19 protein-coding genes are annotated in these 14,860 nt (G+C 41.4%); 13 read left to right on the top strand and 6 right to left on the bottom strand.

Translation table 11 applies throughout. From position 1 onward, the window contains the following. Positions 1-2: 2 nt before the first annotated feature. The 3 genes from glpX (at position 3) to CQ839_RS16885 (ending at position 3,791) form a co-directional block, all read left to right on the top strand. Positions 3-1,046 (top strand): class II fructose-bisphosphatase, encoded by a 1,044-nt coding sequence (gene glpX / locus CQ839_RS16895; protein WP_103669464.1) that lies wholly within the window; start codon positions 3-5, stop codon positions 1,044-1,046. Between the two features lie 813 nt (positions 1,047-1,859). Next, positions 1,860-3,161 carry a glutamyl-tRNA reductase gene (locus CQ839_RS16890; RefSeq protein WP_103669463.1) on the top strand — a complete coding sequence of 434 codons (1,302 nt, stop codon included), beginning with the start codon at positions 1,860-1,862 and terminating at the stop codon, positions 3,159-3,161. Positions 3,162-3,356: 195 nt separating this feature from the next. Beyond that, positions 3,357-3,791: an HHL1-like protein gene (locus tag CQ839_RS16885; protein ID WP_103669462.1), complete on the top strand. Its 435-nt coding sequence runs from the start codon at positions 3,357-3,359 to the stop codon at positions 3,789-3,791. Positions 3,792-3,845: 54 nt separating this feature from the next. On the opposite strand, the gene CQ839_RS16880 is transcribed toward CQ839_RS16885, so the two are convergent. The 4 genes from CQ839_RS16880 to CQ839_RS16865 form a co-directional block, all read right to left on the bottom strand. Further along, entirely contained in the window at positions 3,846-4,550 is a 705-nt protein-coding gene (locus tag CQ839_RS16880; protein ID WP_103669461.1) for a PleD family two-component system response regulator, read from the bottom strand. 38 nt (positions 4,551-4,588) lie between these two features. Continuing rightward, positions 4,589-5,596: a diguanylate cyclase domain-containing protein gene (locus tag CQ839_RS16875; protein ID WP_103669460.1), complete on the bottom strand. Its 1,008-nt coding sequence runs from the start codon at positions 5,594-5,596 to the stop codon at positions 4,589-4,591. After that, positions 5,583-5,960 (bottom strand): response regulator, encoded by a 378-nt coding sequence (locus CQ839_RS16870; RefSeq protein WP_103669485.1) that lies wholly within the window; start codon positions 5,958-5,960, stop codon positions 5,583-5,585. Before CQ839_RS16870 ends, CQ839_RS16875 begins: the two co-directional genes overlap by 14 nt. Positions 5,961-6,041: 81 nt before the next feature. Further along, the gene (locus CQ839_RS16865; protein WP_103669459.1) at positions 6,042-7,205 is read right to left on the bottom strand and encodes a GuaB3 family IMP dehydrogenase-related protein; all 1,164 of its coding nucleotides are present in this window, start codon (positions 7,203-7,205) and stop codon (positions 6,042-6,044) included. A 261-nt stretch (positions 7,206-7,466) separates the two neighbouring features. Here CQ839_RS16865 and CQ839_RS16860 point away from each other — a divergent pair, with 261 nt between their 5' ends. The 3 genes from CQ839_RS16860 (at position 7,467) to CQ839_RS16850 (ending at position 9,539) form a co-directional block, all read left to right on the top strand. Then, positions 7,467-8,423, top strand: coding sequence for a branched-chain amino acid ABC transporter permease (locus CQ839_RS16860; RefSeq protein WP_103669484.1), 957 nt, complete (start codon positions 7,467-7,469; stop codon positions 8,421-8,423). A 30-nt stretch (positions 8,424-8,453) separates the two neighbouring features. Then, the gene (locus tag CQ839_RS16855) at positions 8,454-9,080 is read left to right on the top strand and encodes a murein L,D-transpeptidase family protein (RefSeq protein WP_103669458.1); all 627 of its coding nucleotides are present in this window, start codon (positions 8,454-8,456) and stop codon (positions 9,078-9,080) included. Between the two features lie 222 nt (positions 9,081-9,302). Continuing rightward, positions 9,303-9,539, top strand: a complete 237-nt coding sequence (locus CQ839_RS16850) for a hypothetical protein (RefSeq protein ID WP_103669457.1) — start codon at positions 9,303-9,305, stop codon at positions 9,537-9,539. Here CQ839_RS16850 and CQ839_RS16845 read toward each other — a convergent pair. Together CQ839_RS16845 and CQ839_RS16840 are read right to left on the bottom strand one after the other, a co-directional pair. Next, positions 9,506-9,856 (bottom strand): type II toxin-antitoxin system PemK/MazF family toxin, encoded by a 351-nt coding sequence (locus tag CQ839_RS16845; RefSeq protein WP_103669456.1) that lies wholly within the window; start codon positions 9,854-9,856, stop codon positions 9,506-9,508. The two genes, CQ839_RS16850 and CQ839_RS16845, sit on opposite strands and share 34 nt — an antisense overlap. Next, positions 9,843-10,121 carry a hypothetical protein gene (locus CQ839_RS16840; protein ID WP_258040768.1) on the bottom strand — a complete coding sequence of 93 codons (279 nt, stop codon included), beginning with the start codon at positions 10,119-10,121 and terminating at the stop codon, positions 9,843-9,845. The genes CQ839_RS16845 and CQ839_RS16840 overlap by 14 nt, the downstream gene beginning before the upstream one ends. A gap of 80 nt (positions 10,122-10,201) precedes the next feature. On the opposite strand from CQ839_RS16840, the gene CQ839_RS16835 reads away from it, so the two are divergent. The 7 genes from CQ839_RS16835 (at position 10,202) to CQ839_RS16810 (ending at position 14,845) form a co-directional block, all read left to right on the top strand. Beyond that, on the top strand, positions 10,202-10,432 hold the full coding sequence (locus tag CQ839_RS16835) for a DUF433 domain-containing protein (protein ID WP_103669454.1): 231 nt from the start codon (positions 10,202-10,204) through the stop codon (positions 10,430-10,432). Continuing rightward, a complete protein-coding gene (locus tag CQ839_RS26060; RefSeq protein ID WP_374937748.1) occupies positions 10,429-10,566 on the top strand; it encodes a DUF5615 family PIN-like protein in 138 nt (45 codons plus the stop codon). The genes CQ839_RS16835 and CQ839_RS26060 overlap by 4 nt, the downstream gene beginning before the upstream one ends. Then, positions 10,566-10,955 carry a type II toxin-antitoxin system RelE/ParE family toxin gene (locus CQ839_RS16830; RefSeq protein ID WP_103669453.1) on the top strand — a complete coding sequence of 130 codons (390 nt, stop codon included), beginning with the start codon at positions 10,566-10,568 and terminating at the stop codon, positions 10,953-10,955. The genes CQ839_RS26060 and CQ839_RS16830 overlap by 1 nt, the downstream gene beginning before the upstream one ends. Further along, positions 10,933-11,244: a DNA-binding transcriptional regulator gene (locus CQ839_RS16825; protein WP_103669452.1), complete on the top strand. Its 312-nt coding sequence runs from the start codon at positions 10,933-10,935 to the stop codon at positions 11,242-11,244. The genes CQ839_RS16830 and CQ839_RS16825 overlap by 23 nt, the downstream gene beginning before the upstream one ends. A gap of 80 nt (positions 11,245-11,324) precedes the next feature. Beyond that, on the top strand, positions 11,325-11,600 hold the full coding sequence (locus CQ839_RS16820) for a hypothetical protein (RefSeq protein WP_103669451.1): 276 nt from the start codon (positions 11,325-11,327) through the stop codon (positions 11,598-11,600). Next, complete coding sequence (locus tag CQ839_RS16815) at positions 11,597-12,016, top strand: type II toxin-antitoxin system VapC family toxin (protein WP_103669450.1); 420 nt, start codon at positions 11,597-11,599, stop codon at positions 12,014-12,016. Before CQ839_RS16820 ends, CQ839_RS16815 begins: the two co-directional genes overlap by 4 nt. Before the next feature lie 60 nt (positions 12,017-12,076). Beyond that, positions 12,077-14,845, top strand: coding sequence for a COR domain-containing protein (locus CQ839_RS16810; protein ID WP_103669449.1), 2,769 nt, complete (start codon positions 12,077-12,079; stop codon positions 14,843-14,845). The last annotated feature ends 15 nt before the right edge of the window (positions 14,846-14,860 follow it).

The following is a 14,860-nucleotide window of genomic DNA, read 5'->3' as shown; positions in this document are numbered from 1 at the left end:
GCATGGATAGTACAATCAGTCTTGAGATTATTGAGGTTGTTGAGCAAGCAGCGATCGCATCTTCAAAGTGGATGGGTTTGGGCAAAAAAGACGAAGCCGACGAAGCCGCAGTTGAAGCAATGCGCGAACGTATGAACAAGATTCATATGCGCGGACGTATCGTCATTGGCGAAGGTGAGAGAGACGAAGCACCTATGCTATACATCGGCGAAGAAGTTGGTATCTGCACACAGGAAAACGCTGCCGAATTCTGTACAATCGAAGAATTACAAGAAATCGATATCGCTGTTGACCCTTGCGAAGGCACAAACCTCGTTGCTTACGGTCAAAATGGCTCAATGGCAGTTCTTGCCATCTCTGAGCGTGGTGGCTTGTTCCAAGCACCTGACTTTTATATGGATAAACTAGCTGCACCACCTGCCGCAAAAGGTCATGTAGATATCCGCAACACACCAACCAAAAATTTACAAATTCTTTCTGAATGTCTAGGTCGTGCGATCGAAGAATTAGTGGTCGTTGTTATGGATCGTCCTCGTCACAAATCCTTGATCTCCGAAATCCGTGCAGCAGGAGCTCGTGTACGTTTGATCAGCGATGGTGATGTATCGGCAGCAATTTGCTGTGGTTTTGCTGGTACAAACATCCATGCTTTGATGGGCATCGGTGCTGCTCCTGAAGGTGTCATCTCGGCAGCCGCAATGCGTTGCTTGGGTGGACATTTCCAAGGTCGTCTAGTTTATGATCCAGCCGAAGTTAATACACCTGAAAGTGCTAAGTGGACTCGCGAAGGTAACTTGCTTCGTCTCAAGGAAATGGGCATCGAAGATGGCGATAAGGTCTATGATGCTAACGAATTGGCTTGTGGTAAGGATGTCTTGTTTGCTGGATGTGGCATCACTCCTGGTACTTTAATGGAAGGTGTCCGTTTCTTTGCTGGCGGTTGCCGTACTCAATCTTTGGTAATCTCGACTCAATCGAAGACTGCTCGTTTTGTAGATACAATCCACTTGACTAGCGACAAGCCTAAGACTATTAATCTCCGTTAATTATTAGTTTTCTTTGATTTCAGTATAAAAATAGGTATGGGGCAAAGTCCCATACCTATTTTTATGTTTTTTATTTGTTTTATCACTACAGCCATTTATGGTTAGGACAAAACTAAAACCCAATAGATAGTAGCAGCGTGTCTTCTCGCTGCCACTATCTATTAAGCAGGGAACTTGGATAAAAGCTATTGAAAAAATAAAAGCCAAAAATTGACTTTAAAAAATTGACTTTAACTTTAAGAGATGGCTAGCTTTGACAACCTTATCTTAGAAACCATTTAAAAATTGTCTAGATCCCCCCCCAGCCCCCCTTAAAAAGGCTACGGTGTACACACAAGTCATAAAACCTATTCAAGTCAACAATTAATCGCCCCCTAACCCCCAATTCTGGGGGAACAAGAAAATAAAATTCTTTCAAAGTCCCCCAGAATTGGGGGATTTAGGGGGCTGAGATAAATCGAAACGTAGACAGTTGACTTGTGTGTACACGGTAGCTTAAAAAGGGGGGAGAATTAAATTCTTCCCCCTTTTTAAGGGGGATTGAGGGGGATCTCTTAGAGCTTTTGACCGCAGAAAGTAATTCTTAAATGGTTTCTTAAAGTCAAAATGCAACCTTTGCTCGAACAGGTACTTACCGAAACTTTTTGGAGGAAGTCTTAATTTAGAACAAGTAGGTTATGCCACTTGCCTTTTCTGTAACATAAAGTTAAGGAGTAATAAGTACCTACGACAGTGGTAGCTATCTCCTGATAAGCTCTTCCCATAAGATAATTATTTCTAGTCCAGTTCTTAATTAAGAAACGCATTTACGATATGAATATTGCAGTTGTTGGCTTGAGTCACAAAACCGCGACTGTGGAAGTACGGGAAAAGTTGAGCATTCCCGAAGATCGCATGGAAGCTGCGATCGCTCAACTAATGAGCTATCCGAGTATAGAAGAAGCTGCTATCTTAAGCACCTGTAACCGCTTAGAGTTATATGTGGTTACTAGCGAAGCCGAAAGTGGTATTCGCGAAATTATGCAGTTTCTTTCTGAGTTTAGCCAACTACCTCTACAGTTCCTACGTCGCTATCTGTTTATTCTGCTCCGTCAAGATGCCGTGACTCACCTGATGCGAGTTGCTTCGGGTTTAGATAGTCTGGTGCTTGGCGAGGGACAAATTCTCGCACAAGTCAAAAATACGCATCGGCTCGCCCAGCAACATAATGGTGCAGGTCGGATTCTCAATCAACTTTTTAAACAATCTTTGTCAGCGGGTAAGCGAGTTCGGACTGAGACCGAAATTGGAACGGGTGCGGTGTCGATCAGTTCTGCTGCGGTGGAGCTTGCTCAAATCAAGTTACAAAATTTATCTGATAAGCACACGACAATTATCGGTGCAGGCAAAATGTCTCGCCTGTTGGTGAAACATTTAATTTCTAAAGGAGCACAAAAAATTGCGATCGTAAATCGATCGCGCGATCGCGCTGCGGCGATGCTCAAAGAATTTGAGACTAGCGATGCAGAATTTGATATCCGTCCATTGGATCAAATGTTAGATTGTATGGCAATTTCCGATCTTGTATTTACCAGTACTGCTTCGACTGAAGTGATTCTTAGCCGCCAAAATCTCGAAGCGATCGCCCGAAATCACACTGGTTTGACCCTTATTGATATTTCTGTACCCCGCAATATCAGTTCTGATGTTAAAGAGCTACCAAACACTAGAGCTTTCAACGTCGATGATTTGCAAGCAGTGGTAGCAGGAAATCAAGAAAGCCGCCGTCAAATGGCGATGCAAGCTGAGATTTTGTTGGAAGGTTGTGTGGCTGAGTTTGATATGTGGTGGCGATCGCTAGAGACTGTACCCACGATCAGCAAGCTCCGTCAAAAGCTAGAAATCATTCGCGAGCAAGAAATGGAAAAAGCTCTATCTCGTCTCGGTAATGACTTCGCGGACAAACATCAAGATGTAATCGAGAGTATGACTCGTGGCATCATCAACAAGATCTTGCATGATCCGATGGTTCAGTTACGTGCTCAACAAGACATTGAGACGCGCCGCCGTGCAATGCAAATGTTACAAGTACTTTTCGACCTAGATTCGCCATCTAGCCAACTCAAAGAAGGGTAAATAAAAAAGCCGCCTTAAGGCGGCTTTTTTATGACCACTAATCTCGGTCGATAGAAAGAGCGATCGCGTTTCTAAAGACAGATTGTTTTTGAACCATAGACTAAAGTAAACTTTTGTTAAATATAAAATTTAAGCAACTTAACTTAATTCACATATTTATAAAAAACTTATTTCTAGAAATATATAAGGTAAAAAATGTCTGAAACTAAGGCATCAGGGTTTGGGCAAGTCTCTGGGCAGCCCAAGAAAAAGAAGAAATCTCCAAACAAGCGTGAGGCTGCTGCTAGTAGATATGATGAGATGAAGGACAAGGGTTTACCTGAGTTCAACATTTTTATCCGCATCAAGGGGAAGGAATGGGTTCCTGCGGGTTCGATGGCAGTAGAACGTAGTAATAAAATTAGTCAGGCTATATTTCAACAGGAAGCAGAATTGTTGAAGGGCGCAATTCGTTTGTATCCTATCTTGCGGAAGTTCAAAGATAATCTGGAATATGGCTATCGTCTGAAAGATTTTCCTGATGAGGAAGTTACAGTTGCAGTTTTACCTGATCCAACAATTGGCGATAGAGTGAAGTATGCTTTTGCTAAGGCTAAGGAATACTTCAACAGCATAACTAAAAAGAAATAAAACCCCAAAGAGAGTTGCGCCGCAAAGCGGCGCAACTCTCTTTGGCGAGTAGTTTCATTCACCTACTCTAACTTTTCCTGATTGAATTGCATCAAATACTGAGTAAATTTGATAAACCTCTTGATCAGTTAATCCTGAATTCTCAAATAAAGCATTGAAAATTGCTTTACTAAAATACAAATATCCTTTTCGGCTAATCGTTCCTGACTGCATAATACGATAGACAACCTCATCAATGCTAATTGATGAGGTTGAAGTCCCACGAGTCGTATCTTCGGGTAATTTAAACTCAGAACTTTGTGCACTAAAATTTGCAAAACTAGGACTAGATAATCCAGAAACTTGTTGATTGGGAATTGGCGGAGTATTTGAATATTTCCCCCTGTCAGGTAGACAACGATTAATTGCGGCTTTTAACATCTCAGGATCGAATGGCTTAGTAAGGTAGTCATCAGCTCCTATTTCCATACATTTCATGACGCTGTCCATCTCTTCGATCGCTGAAATCATAATTACAGGAATGTCTCGGAATCTTGAGTTTTCTTTCAAATATTTGAGAACTGCATATCCATCAATTTCAGGCATCATGATGTCCAGTAAGATCAGATCATAGAGATTTACTTGAATCATTGACAAAGCTTCTCGTCCATCAACAGCCATTGACAAATTAAAATCTCTTCTATGCAAACGTCGAGCAAGCATATCGCGATTTATTTCATTGTCATCAACAATCAATACTTGAAAATTTTGAATTCCCATTTTTGCCACCCGCTATTTAAAATTCCAATATTTGATTATCAGTTCGTTGACCATACTTTTACGCAATTTCTCCCCTCTCGTTTTGCCTGATACAGGGCTAAGTCCGCTTCTTTAATTAATTGTTGCGCTGTGGAAATTTGTTCATGAGGGCAGATAGTTGACGTTCCTATACTAGCGGTAACACAAGAATTTATCTGTGAAGAGCTATGACTTATATTGAGGTTTTCAATAGCATAACGAATTTGTTCAGCACAAAACGCGGCTCCTACTTCATTCGTATCAGGCAAAATTATTGCAAACTCTTCACCTCCATACCTTGCTAACGTATCCCTAGGGCGTTTGATCACCTGCGAAGCAGTAATTGCCACCTGACATAGACAGTCATCTCCCGCTAGATGTCCATAGGTATCATTATATTTCTTAAAATAGTCTATATCAAATAATATGAGAGAGAGACGTTTTTTTTCTCTATGGGCTGCGTTCCATTCTCTTTCGAGTGTAGTATCAAAGTAGCGGCGATTGGCAATACCAGTTAATCCATCGCGATGCGATAGTGCTTCTAACTCATTTTTAACAACTTCTAAATCATGATATGCAATGGCGAGCTCTTTATACGCTGCCTCTAGTTTCTGATTATTTAAGACTTCGCGATCGTGCAATATTTTCTTCTCAAGACAAGCACTTACCCTTGCTTTGAGAAGAACGCGATCGTAGGGCTTGATCAAGTAATCTTCAGCCCCCTTTTGAATACAATTAAGCATCATTTCTTTTTCATCTAACGCAGAAATAATAATTACTGGAATCACCCGCGATTGGAAATTGGCTTTAAGGTGAGTTAGTGTTTCTAAACCATTCATTACTGGCATCATCATATCCAGCAAGATTAAATCTATTGAATTCGAGGCAACTATTTCTAGTCCACTTTTGCCCCCATCAGTCAAAGTAATATCTGAATATCCTAAGTTTCTTAAATGGCGATAGAGAATCTCTCGATTCATCGGATCATCATCAATAACTAATAACTTTGCCTCGTTAATTTCTGACATACTTTTTTAATAGATGCTCAATTTTTCCTAATAGTCGTGCAAACTCTATGGGTTTGGTGTCGTAATCATCACAACCAGCTTCAATCCCTCTTTCGCGATCGCCGACCATAGCATGTGCTGAGCAACCAATAATAGGAATATTTTGAGTAGCAGTTATTTGCTTCAATCGTTTTGTAGCTTCCCACCCATCTAATACTGGTAGACTCATATCCATAACAATAAGATCAGGTAGTTCTGCTTGGGCAGTTATTACCCCCGCCGCACCATCAACGGCAACTACAACATCAAACCCGCGACGTACTAGTCTGCGTGATAGCATATCGCGATTCATCTCATTATCTTCTACCAGCAGGATTTTGGGCATATAGTTTTTTTTGATAATACCTAAATTACTGTAATTTGTTAAATAAGGTAAAAGGCTTGCCATGCAAGCCTTTTACCTTATTTATTTGCCCATACCAAGCTGTTGGGCTTTTTGGTAAACTTTACCCTCAGTTAAAAGTGATGGCGCAATTACTACTTCAACCTGTTGCATTTCTCGGATAGTTGCCGCTCCTAGAGTTCCCATACTGGTTTTAAGTGCTCCTAAGAGGTTGTGAGTGCCATCGTCAAGTCCCGCTGGGCCACGCAAAATTTGTTCTAGTGAGCCTGTTGTACCAACTCGAATTCTGGTTCCGCGAGGCAATACAGGACTCGGTGTTGCCATCCCCCAATGAAAGCCACGACCTGGTGCTTCTTTGGCTCTAGCAAAGGGAGATCCGATCATTACGGCATCGGCTCCACAGGCGATCGATTTGCAAATATCACCCCCAGTAATCAAGCCGCCATCGGCAATGATTGGTACATACTTGCCAGTTTCTTTAAAAAAGTCTTCACGGGCGGCTGCACAGTCTGCTACCGCTGTGGCTTGAGGAATACCTACACCAAGCACCCCTCTAGATGTACATGCGGCTCCAGGACCAATACCAACAAGTACACCCGCTGCACCTGCTCTTAAAAGTTCTAGGGTGACATCGTAAGTGACGCAGTTACCCATCAAGACAGGGATCGGCATTTCTCGGCAGAATTTAGCGAGATCGAGGGAGACTAGTCCTTCGGCGGCAATGTGAGTAGTAGAGACGACTGTGGATTGTAAGAAAAATAGGTCGCAACCAGCTTCAGCAGCGATCGCACCATATTTAAAGGCGTTAACAGGAATGCTACTGGCGCAAGCAATACCACCTTTTTCTTTAATTTCGCGAATACGTTTTTGAATGAGTTCAGCCTTTACAGGTTCGGCATAGAGTTGTTGCATAAGCGCTACAAACTCATTAACTCCCACTGAGGCAATTTTTTCTAAAATTGGAGTCGGATCGTCATAGCGGGTTTGGATACCATCAAGATTGATTACCCCTAATGCACCTAACTCCGAGAGTCTTACCGCCATATCAACATCGATTACACCATCCATTGCACTAGCAATAATCGGAATTTCGCGACGAATTCCTCCAACTTCCCAAAATGTATTGGCAACGTTGGGATCGAGAGTCTTGCCCCCTGGCACTAATGCAATTTCGTCGATGCCATAGGCTCTGCGTGCAGTTTTACCACGCCCAATTTGAATGTCCACTGTTTGTACTCTCTAGAATTTGATATTTGCTAAGGTTTACGTAAAAATCTTGCATTTTTAAGATCTACGCTAAGGTTTAATGTGCTAAGCGGCGATCGCAGGATGATTGCTGCTTTATATTCGGCTGGCTTACAGAAAATCTTAATAATTCCTTAAGGTATTTCTGCTTGTTGACTAATGATAGCTAATTAGTGCGATAGGAGGTTATTTTTTAAGGGTAGAGCTTTGTTCTTTGCCTTAAAATAACTTGATTTAATAATGATGGCTGAATTTTTTAACACCTACGGTTTTTTGATTGTATCGGCAATTTTTGGTGCAACCCTTGGGATTTCTGTCTATTTGCCGTTGATGGCTGGGCAGCTATCATTAGCAACACCAGGATTTTATGCCCTAGGTGGATATATTGCCGCGATCGCCTCTACAAAAATTTTAACAACAACAACAGGGACTTTGCCAGTCTGGTGGGTATTGCTAGAAATGTTGGCGGCAGGATTGATATCAGGACTCTTGGCAGTGATTTTAGGAATTCCTGTGTTGCGATTGCGGGGGATTTATTTGGCGATTGCTACAATTGCCTTTGTCGAGATTTTGCGAGTAGTTGCTCTCAATCTTGATATTACTGGTGGTGCAGTGGGGATTTTTGGGATTCCGCAGCCGTTTCAGTCACCCTTAGAATATCTCTGGATTGCTCTGCCATTATTGGGATTGAGTATGGCATTTATGTATCGTCTGGAAAAAATTCGAGTTGGGCGGGCACTAATTGCGATTCGTGAAGATGAATTAGCAGCAGATTCGATGGGAATCAACCCCACTTATTACAAGGTCTTAGCCTTTACTCTAGCCGCAATTTTGGCTGGTATGGTGGGAGCCGTAAGCGCTCATTTTTTGAATACATGGAATGCTCGTCAAGGAACCTTTGATGCCAGTATTATTTTCTTAGCTTTTGTATTAATTGGTGGTTCGCGCACTTTTTTGGGGCCCGTGGTCGGGGGGATTGTGCTAACGGCTTTACCTGAGGTTTTACGAGGATTTTCAAGTGTTAATGGTGTTCCTGTATGGTTAGGGCAATTTCTTAAAGATGGACGCTTAATTATTTTTGGGGTTTTGATTGTGATTGGAACAATTTTCTATCCTAAGGGGATCATTACTCCAGAGTTCTTAGGTTGGTGCAAACGCACAACTAAAAAAGTACTTGCCAAAAATAAGCAAGGTGCTTAAGCCTCTTGTTCTAAATAATTTGAGGTTGATATGTTACAGAAGAAATTTTTAGGTTACTTAGTTGTACTGGCTAGCTTGAGCTGTCTCTATGCGATCGCTAATCCTCATATTTTTGAACTGCCATGTATCACAGACTGTGAAGCAAGGGCAGCAAATGAATTTCTCAACAAAGATAAGGCGATCGCGGATTTAATTAATCTCAAAAAACTCGATAAAAAGGCGATCAAACTCGTTGTAGAAAAATCTAAATATAAGCTGACTGTCTATTACCAAAACAAGCCGATTAAATCCTATGCGATCGTTTTGGGCGGTAATCCTAAGGATGATAAATTGCGTCAAGGCGATAAGCGCACCCCAGAGGGAATATTTCGAGTTAAAGATCTTTATTACCATTCGGAATGGTCAAAATTTATCTGGTTGGACTATCCCAATCAGGATTCATGGCGCAAATTTGCTCAGGCTCAGGCTAGAGGTGAGGTAACTGCAAAAGATGGTATTGGCGACGAGATTGGAATTCATGGTGTAGAGAAGGGGACTGATTGGCTGATTGATCGCAAAATCAACTGGACTTTAGGCTGTGTGTCTTTAAAAAACAAGGATGTTGATGAAATTTATTCTTTGTTGCAAAAGGGAACAACTATTGAGATTCTCCATTGAGACTAACTCAGATCTTGCACCATTCTTGAGTGACTTGATGGGTTACAGAAATGGGTAGCTAGGCAGAATCGCCCAATTGGAATTGCAGTAAAGTTGGTACATCGAGTCAAAAATCGCAGAATAGAAATAGTTGCTTTCCAGCTTTTCCTTTTGCCTTTGCAATGCGATCGCCTGCCTCAAAACCTTGTAAAATATTGTGAATCTGCTCGATTAGGGTGAATTATGATTACGTTTGAAAGTACGCTTGATGCGGTTAGTCAGTTGTCAATCGATCAGCAGGAAATGTTAATTGATATTCTCAGGAAACGGAATGCTGAGGTGAGAAGGAGGGAAATTCTAGAAGAATGTCATGAGGGTTTGACTGAGTATCGTGCTGGTGTTTTAAAGTCTCAGTCTGCGGAGGAAGCGATCGCCGAGCTGCGTAGTTATTTGGATACTGAAGATTGTGTCAAATGTTGAATCAAGTTGCTTAGAAGTCTTTGATATCTCGCTGATGAAATTTTACCAGTCGAACCAATTACATTTCTATTTGGTATAACTGTCAAAAAGCCTAAGCGGATAACGGATGCAGTAATTAGACCACTTGATTCAAAATCTTCATCGTTTTCAGTGATAATTTCGTCAAAGTTGGGGATATATTGCTTGAGTTGAGTGCTGATGCCACAAACTAAGAAATCCTTATATTTTGGCATTTCTCTAAGAATCAGGGCAGGACGCTTTTTGGTTACACCATCAGATTGTGGGATAGGCGTTAGAATGATATTACCTTCCTGCATAGTCCTTGTTGAATTCCTTGATTCGGTTTAATGGGTATTCTGGTTCGTTATCTTCGTAGCATTGATTTAGATTTTGTAGGGCAAAATATTCCCAATCCGTTTCTGGATTATTTTCTGTTTCTCTATTTAAAGGAATGGGAATGATTAATACTTTTGTTCCTTCTGGAATGGATAAAGGACTAGGTAATTGGATTTTGCCATTCTTAACAACCGCTAAAAGAGATGTTTCCATAATTATTTCTCTAGTTTTATTGCATTGTAGCATTTATTAATTTCAGCTAAAATATCAGCCATAGGTCTTTTTCCCTTTTTGATACTAATACGCTTTCGGAGCAAATAAAACCTATGAAATATTTAGCGCGAATTACCTTGGATTCTCAAGTGATGGGCGGTAAACCTTGCATTCGTGGAATGCGGGTGACTGTGGGCACATTGGTTGGACTATTGGCAGTTGGACATTCGGTTGAAGAAATTTTAAATGCTTATCCTTATTTAGAGAAAGAGGATATTATGGCGGCGTTGTCCTATGCAGCTTGGCGGTCTGAGGAGGTTGAGGTCGCTTTGGTGTCGGCATGAAGTTTTTGATTGATATGAATTTGTCGCCTGATTGGGTAAATTATTTTGCAGCGTCAGGAATAGAAGCGATATATTGGTCGAGAGTGGGTAGCGCACAGGTAAAACATATAGCACTTAGTGCTATAGTAAAGTAATGAGGAGCTATAAAACTCGTTGGTTCGACCGTTGGGCGCGAAAGCAAGGGCTAAATAATCTTAGTCTATGTTTAGCTGTGCGAGAAATGATGGAAGGGCTATATGAGGCAGATCTGGGTGGTGGATTAGTCAAAAAACGAGTTGCACGAACTGGACAGGGTAAAAGTGGAGGTTTTCGGACATTAGTTGCTACAAATAAAGGCGATCGCTGGATTTTTGTATTTGGTTTTGCTAAGAGTGATCGCGGCAATATCAATAAACAGGAAGAGGAAGCTTTGAAGAAATTGTCTAATCATCTTCTGGGATTATCGGTAGAGGATTTGGCTATTGCTCAGCGTAATGATGAATTAATAGAGGTACTTTGTGATGAAAAAATCAGCAATTCTTGAAGCGGTGCATGAAACTGCTAAGGGGCTACATCAGGCTGGTGTGATGGATCAAGTTACTTTACGCGAGTTCGATCGCTTGTGTTTGCCGCCAGTGGAACCGTTGCAGCCTGAGCAAATTAGGCAAATTCGAGAAGCTTGTCGAGTGAGTCAGGCGGTGTTTGCTTCTTTGCTAAATACGAGTGTGTCAACGGTGCAGAAGTGGGAGATCGGACAGAAGCGACCAAGTGGAACTGCGCTAAAGTTGTTACATCTGGTCAAAAATCGCGGTTTAGAAATCATCACTTTTTAGTTTTCCCTTTACAAGGCGATCGCCTATCTAAAAGATCTTGTAAAATGTCACTAGATTAAATATGCAGGAGGATTCAGTAAATGACGGTGTTAGAAAATGCTGTGAGTAAAATGCAGAAATTACCAACTGAGCAACAGCAACAAGTCTTGCGATTTATTGAATTTCTCACATTTGAGTTAGCCGATCGCCAAATTCACCAAGAACCTGAGAGCCTCAAAGAAGGTCAACAAAAATCTGTTTTCTGGAAAGGATTACAAAAATTTAGATTGACAATCCAAAATGAAGGAATGGAGTTTACTAATGAAGATTTTGCGGATTTGCGCGATCGCAGCGTGGGTAGAGAAATCATCCTATGAGCTTTCAATATTTGCTTGATACTAATACGCTTTCGGAACCAGCAAGACTTATTCCCAATGCGAATGTTTTACATAAGCTAGAAGTTTGTCAATCGGAAATTGTTACTGCGAGTATTGTTGTGCATGAGCTTATGTACGGTTGTTTGCGATTGCCAGAATCTAGAAAGCGAGAAGCTCTTTGGAATTATATTCAGGAGTCGGTATTGAGTTTGCCAGTGTTTAATTACGATCGCGATGCGGCGGAGTGGCACGCAAGGGAGAGAGCAAGGTTAGCGAAGATGGGTAAGACTCCTGCTTTTGCGGATGGGCAAATTGCGAGTATTGCTCATGTCAATAATTTGATTTTGGTAACTAACAATGTTGCAGATTTTCAGTTTTTCGATGGTTTAAGAATTGAAAATTGGTTTCTAGAATAAACTCATCGCAGTCTCAAATCCCATTTTTTCCTTTTTCCTTTCTACTTTTTCCTTGAATTTATGAACGATGCAGAGTTATTGGCAATAATCGCACAAGCAGAACGAGAGGGCTGGACGGAACTCGATCTGTCGGGGAACGATCTGGAAGGATTGCCAAGCGAAATTGGACGGTTGCAGAGTCTGGAAAAGTTGATTCTAGGTAAGCATGACTACAAAGAAAGAAAGACTAAAGGAAATCGTTTAACTGCTATTCCCCAAGAGATTTTTCAATTAACCAATCTCAAAGAACTTCATATTCCATACAACCAAATCACGGCGATACCAGACGCAATCACCAACTTAGCAAATCTGACTACGCTTGACCTCGATAACAATAAAATCATGGCGATACCAGATGCGATCTCCCAATTATCAAATCTAATGGAGCTTCGCCTCCATGGCAACAAAATCACAGTGATACCAGACGCAATCGCCAGTCTAACCAAGCTGACTACGCTTAACCTTTCATGCAATCAAATTCCGAGGATACCTGAAGCAATAACCTGTCTGTCTAATCTTGAGAATCTATCACTATGGGCTAATCAAATCAGCGAGATTCCAAGAGAAATTAATAAACTACAAAAATTACAAGGCTTCTTTGTTAGGAAAAATCAAATTAGATGTATACCTTATGAGGTTTCCGAATTAAAAAATTTAAAAAGACTCTGGCTTGACAATAATCAAATTGTACAGATCCCCTCCAATATTGGTAAATTAATAAACTTAAAAGAACTGTGGATTGACAATAATCTAATTCAAGAATTACCTGAAGAAATTGCCGAACTTAAAAATTTGGAAGAACTTGATTTACACGGTAATTCACTGGTGATTCCGTATGAGATTCTAGCAGACACAAAAAATCCTAAAGCAATTTTTGATTTTATATTAGAAACTGATCGACAGCCATTAAACGAAGTAAAGGTAATTTTAGTTGGACAGGGAACCGTAGGCAAAACCTCACTAGTCAAGCGCTTACTCGACAATCAATTTGATACAGACGAACGCAAAACCGATGGCATTAATATTCGCCATTGGCAGATTACAGCCAAAAATGAACAGGTGAAACTGCGGGTTTGGGACTTTGGCGGACAGGAAATCATGCACGCCACCCATCAGTTCTTTCTCACCGAGCGCAGCCTCTATTTATTGGTCATCAACACCCGCGAAGACGAACTTGCCAATCGCATCGAATATTGGCTGAAACTAATCGAAAGTCTCGGAAATCAAGCCCCCGTAATTATTGTCGGTAATAAAATCGATGACCATCCCCTCGACCTCGATCGCCACGGCTTGCAAACCAAATATCCCAACATCAAAGGCTTTATCGGCACATCCTGCGCCACAGGATTAGGAATTAGCGAACTCAAACAAAAAATCGCCGAAATCATCGCCAACGAAATGCCCCATGTCTTCGATCCCATACCCGTCAAATGGCTAAACCTCAAGGACAAACTGGAACAGGACGATCGCGACTACATCACCTATCAGGAATACGAACAAAAATGCATCGATACTGGCATCACTAGAGAATCATCGCGCCATACCCTCGTCCGCCTCCTGCACGAACTGGGCATCATTCTCAACTTCACCGACGACAAACGCCTCAAAGATACCAACGTTCTCAATCCCGAATGGGTCACAGTCGGCGCATACAAAATCATTAACGATAACCTCTTGATGACGGAATATAAAGGTGTATTGTATTGGCAAGACACAGAGCGAATTTTTCGGCCCAAATTGAACAAAGAACAGGACTGCTATGCCACCGAAGAAGCGCGTAAATTCATTCTCAGAATGATGGAAAAGTTTGAGCTATGCTTTGCAATGGAAAACTCCCGCGATCACGACTATCCCGAATACCTCATTCCCGACTTACTACCCAAAGAGGAACCCCATACAGGCACATGGGACGACTGCCTGAGATTTGAATATCGTTACGATAAAGTCCTACCCAATAGCGTCATTTCCCGTTTCATCGTCAAAGCTCACAAACTAATCGCTCGCACCAACAGCCGAACCTACTGGCGTACAGGCGTAATCCTTGCCTCCGATACTGGCAACTTCGCCTACATCAAAGCCGATCTCGAAGACACCAAAATCTCCGTCAAAATCAAAGGCAATCCCCACACCCGCCACAATTTTCTCTCCGTGATCCGCGACAAATTTGACGATATTCACGACCGTCCAAAACTCACTCCCGATGAGCGTATCGTTCTCCCCGACAATCTCCAAGTCACCGTCAGTTATAAACATCTACTCAATCTATTAGATCGAGGAAAAACAGACTATTCTCCTGAAAATAGCGATCGTGACTACAATATTCGCGAATTACTTGATGGTATTGAAGATAGGCGATCGCGTTCAAAAGATGAATTGCGAGAACGAGAGCCGTATAGCGATCGGCAAACCCCTGTAACAGTTATCATTAACAACAGCAACCATCAAGCAACCATAATGTCCGAACCTGAAAAGCCCCAACCTGAAAATTTGACCAAACCTCAAGAAGTTCAACTCCCTTCAGTAATTGCTGCATCGATTTCCTTTGGATTCCTTTTTTCAACTACGGCTGTTTTGGTGCTTTCCTTTGCAGGGATTTTGAATATTACCCAGCTAGTTGTAGCAATGTTTTCGATTATTTTGTTGATGATTATTGCTGTAGTTTTCGTACTCAAAGCATCTGGACAAATGAAAGGCAAATCCTTTGAAAAGATAATTCTCGCTGTCCTTAAACAAGCCACACTGTACGATGTTTTCCTCAGCAAAATTGGTGATCTATTTCGCAAAAAATGAAATGATTGCTTACGC

Source organism: Pseudanabaena sp. BC1403 (assembly GCF_002914585.1).
In the GTDB taxonomy this organism is placed as follows: Bacteria; Cyanobacteriota; Cyanobacteriia; order Pseudanabaenales; family Pseudanabaenaceae; genus Pseudanabaena.
Note: the sequence above shows the minus strand (reverse complement) of the source record. Positions and strands in the feature narration are given on the sequence as shown.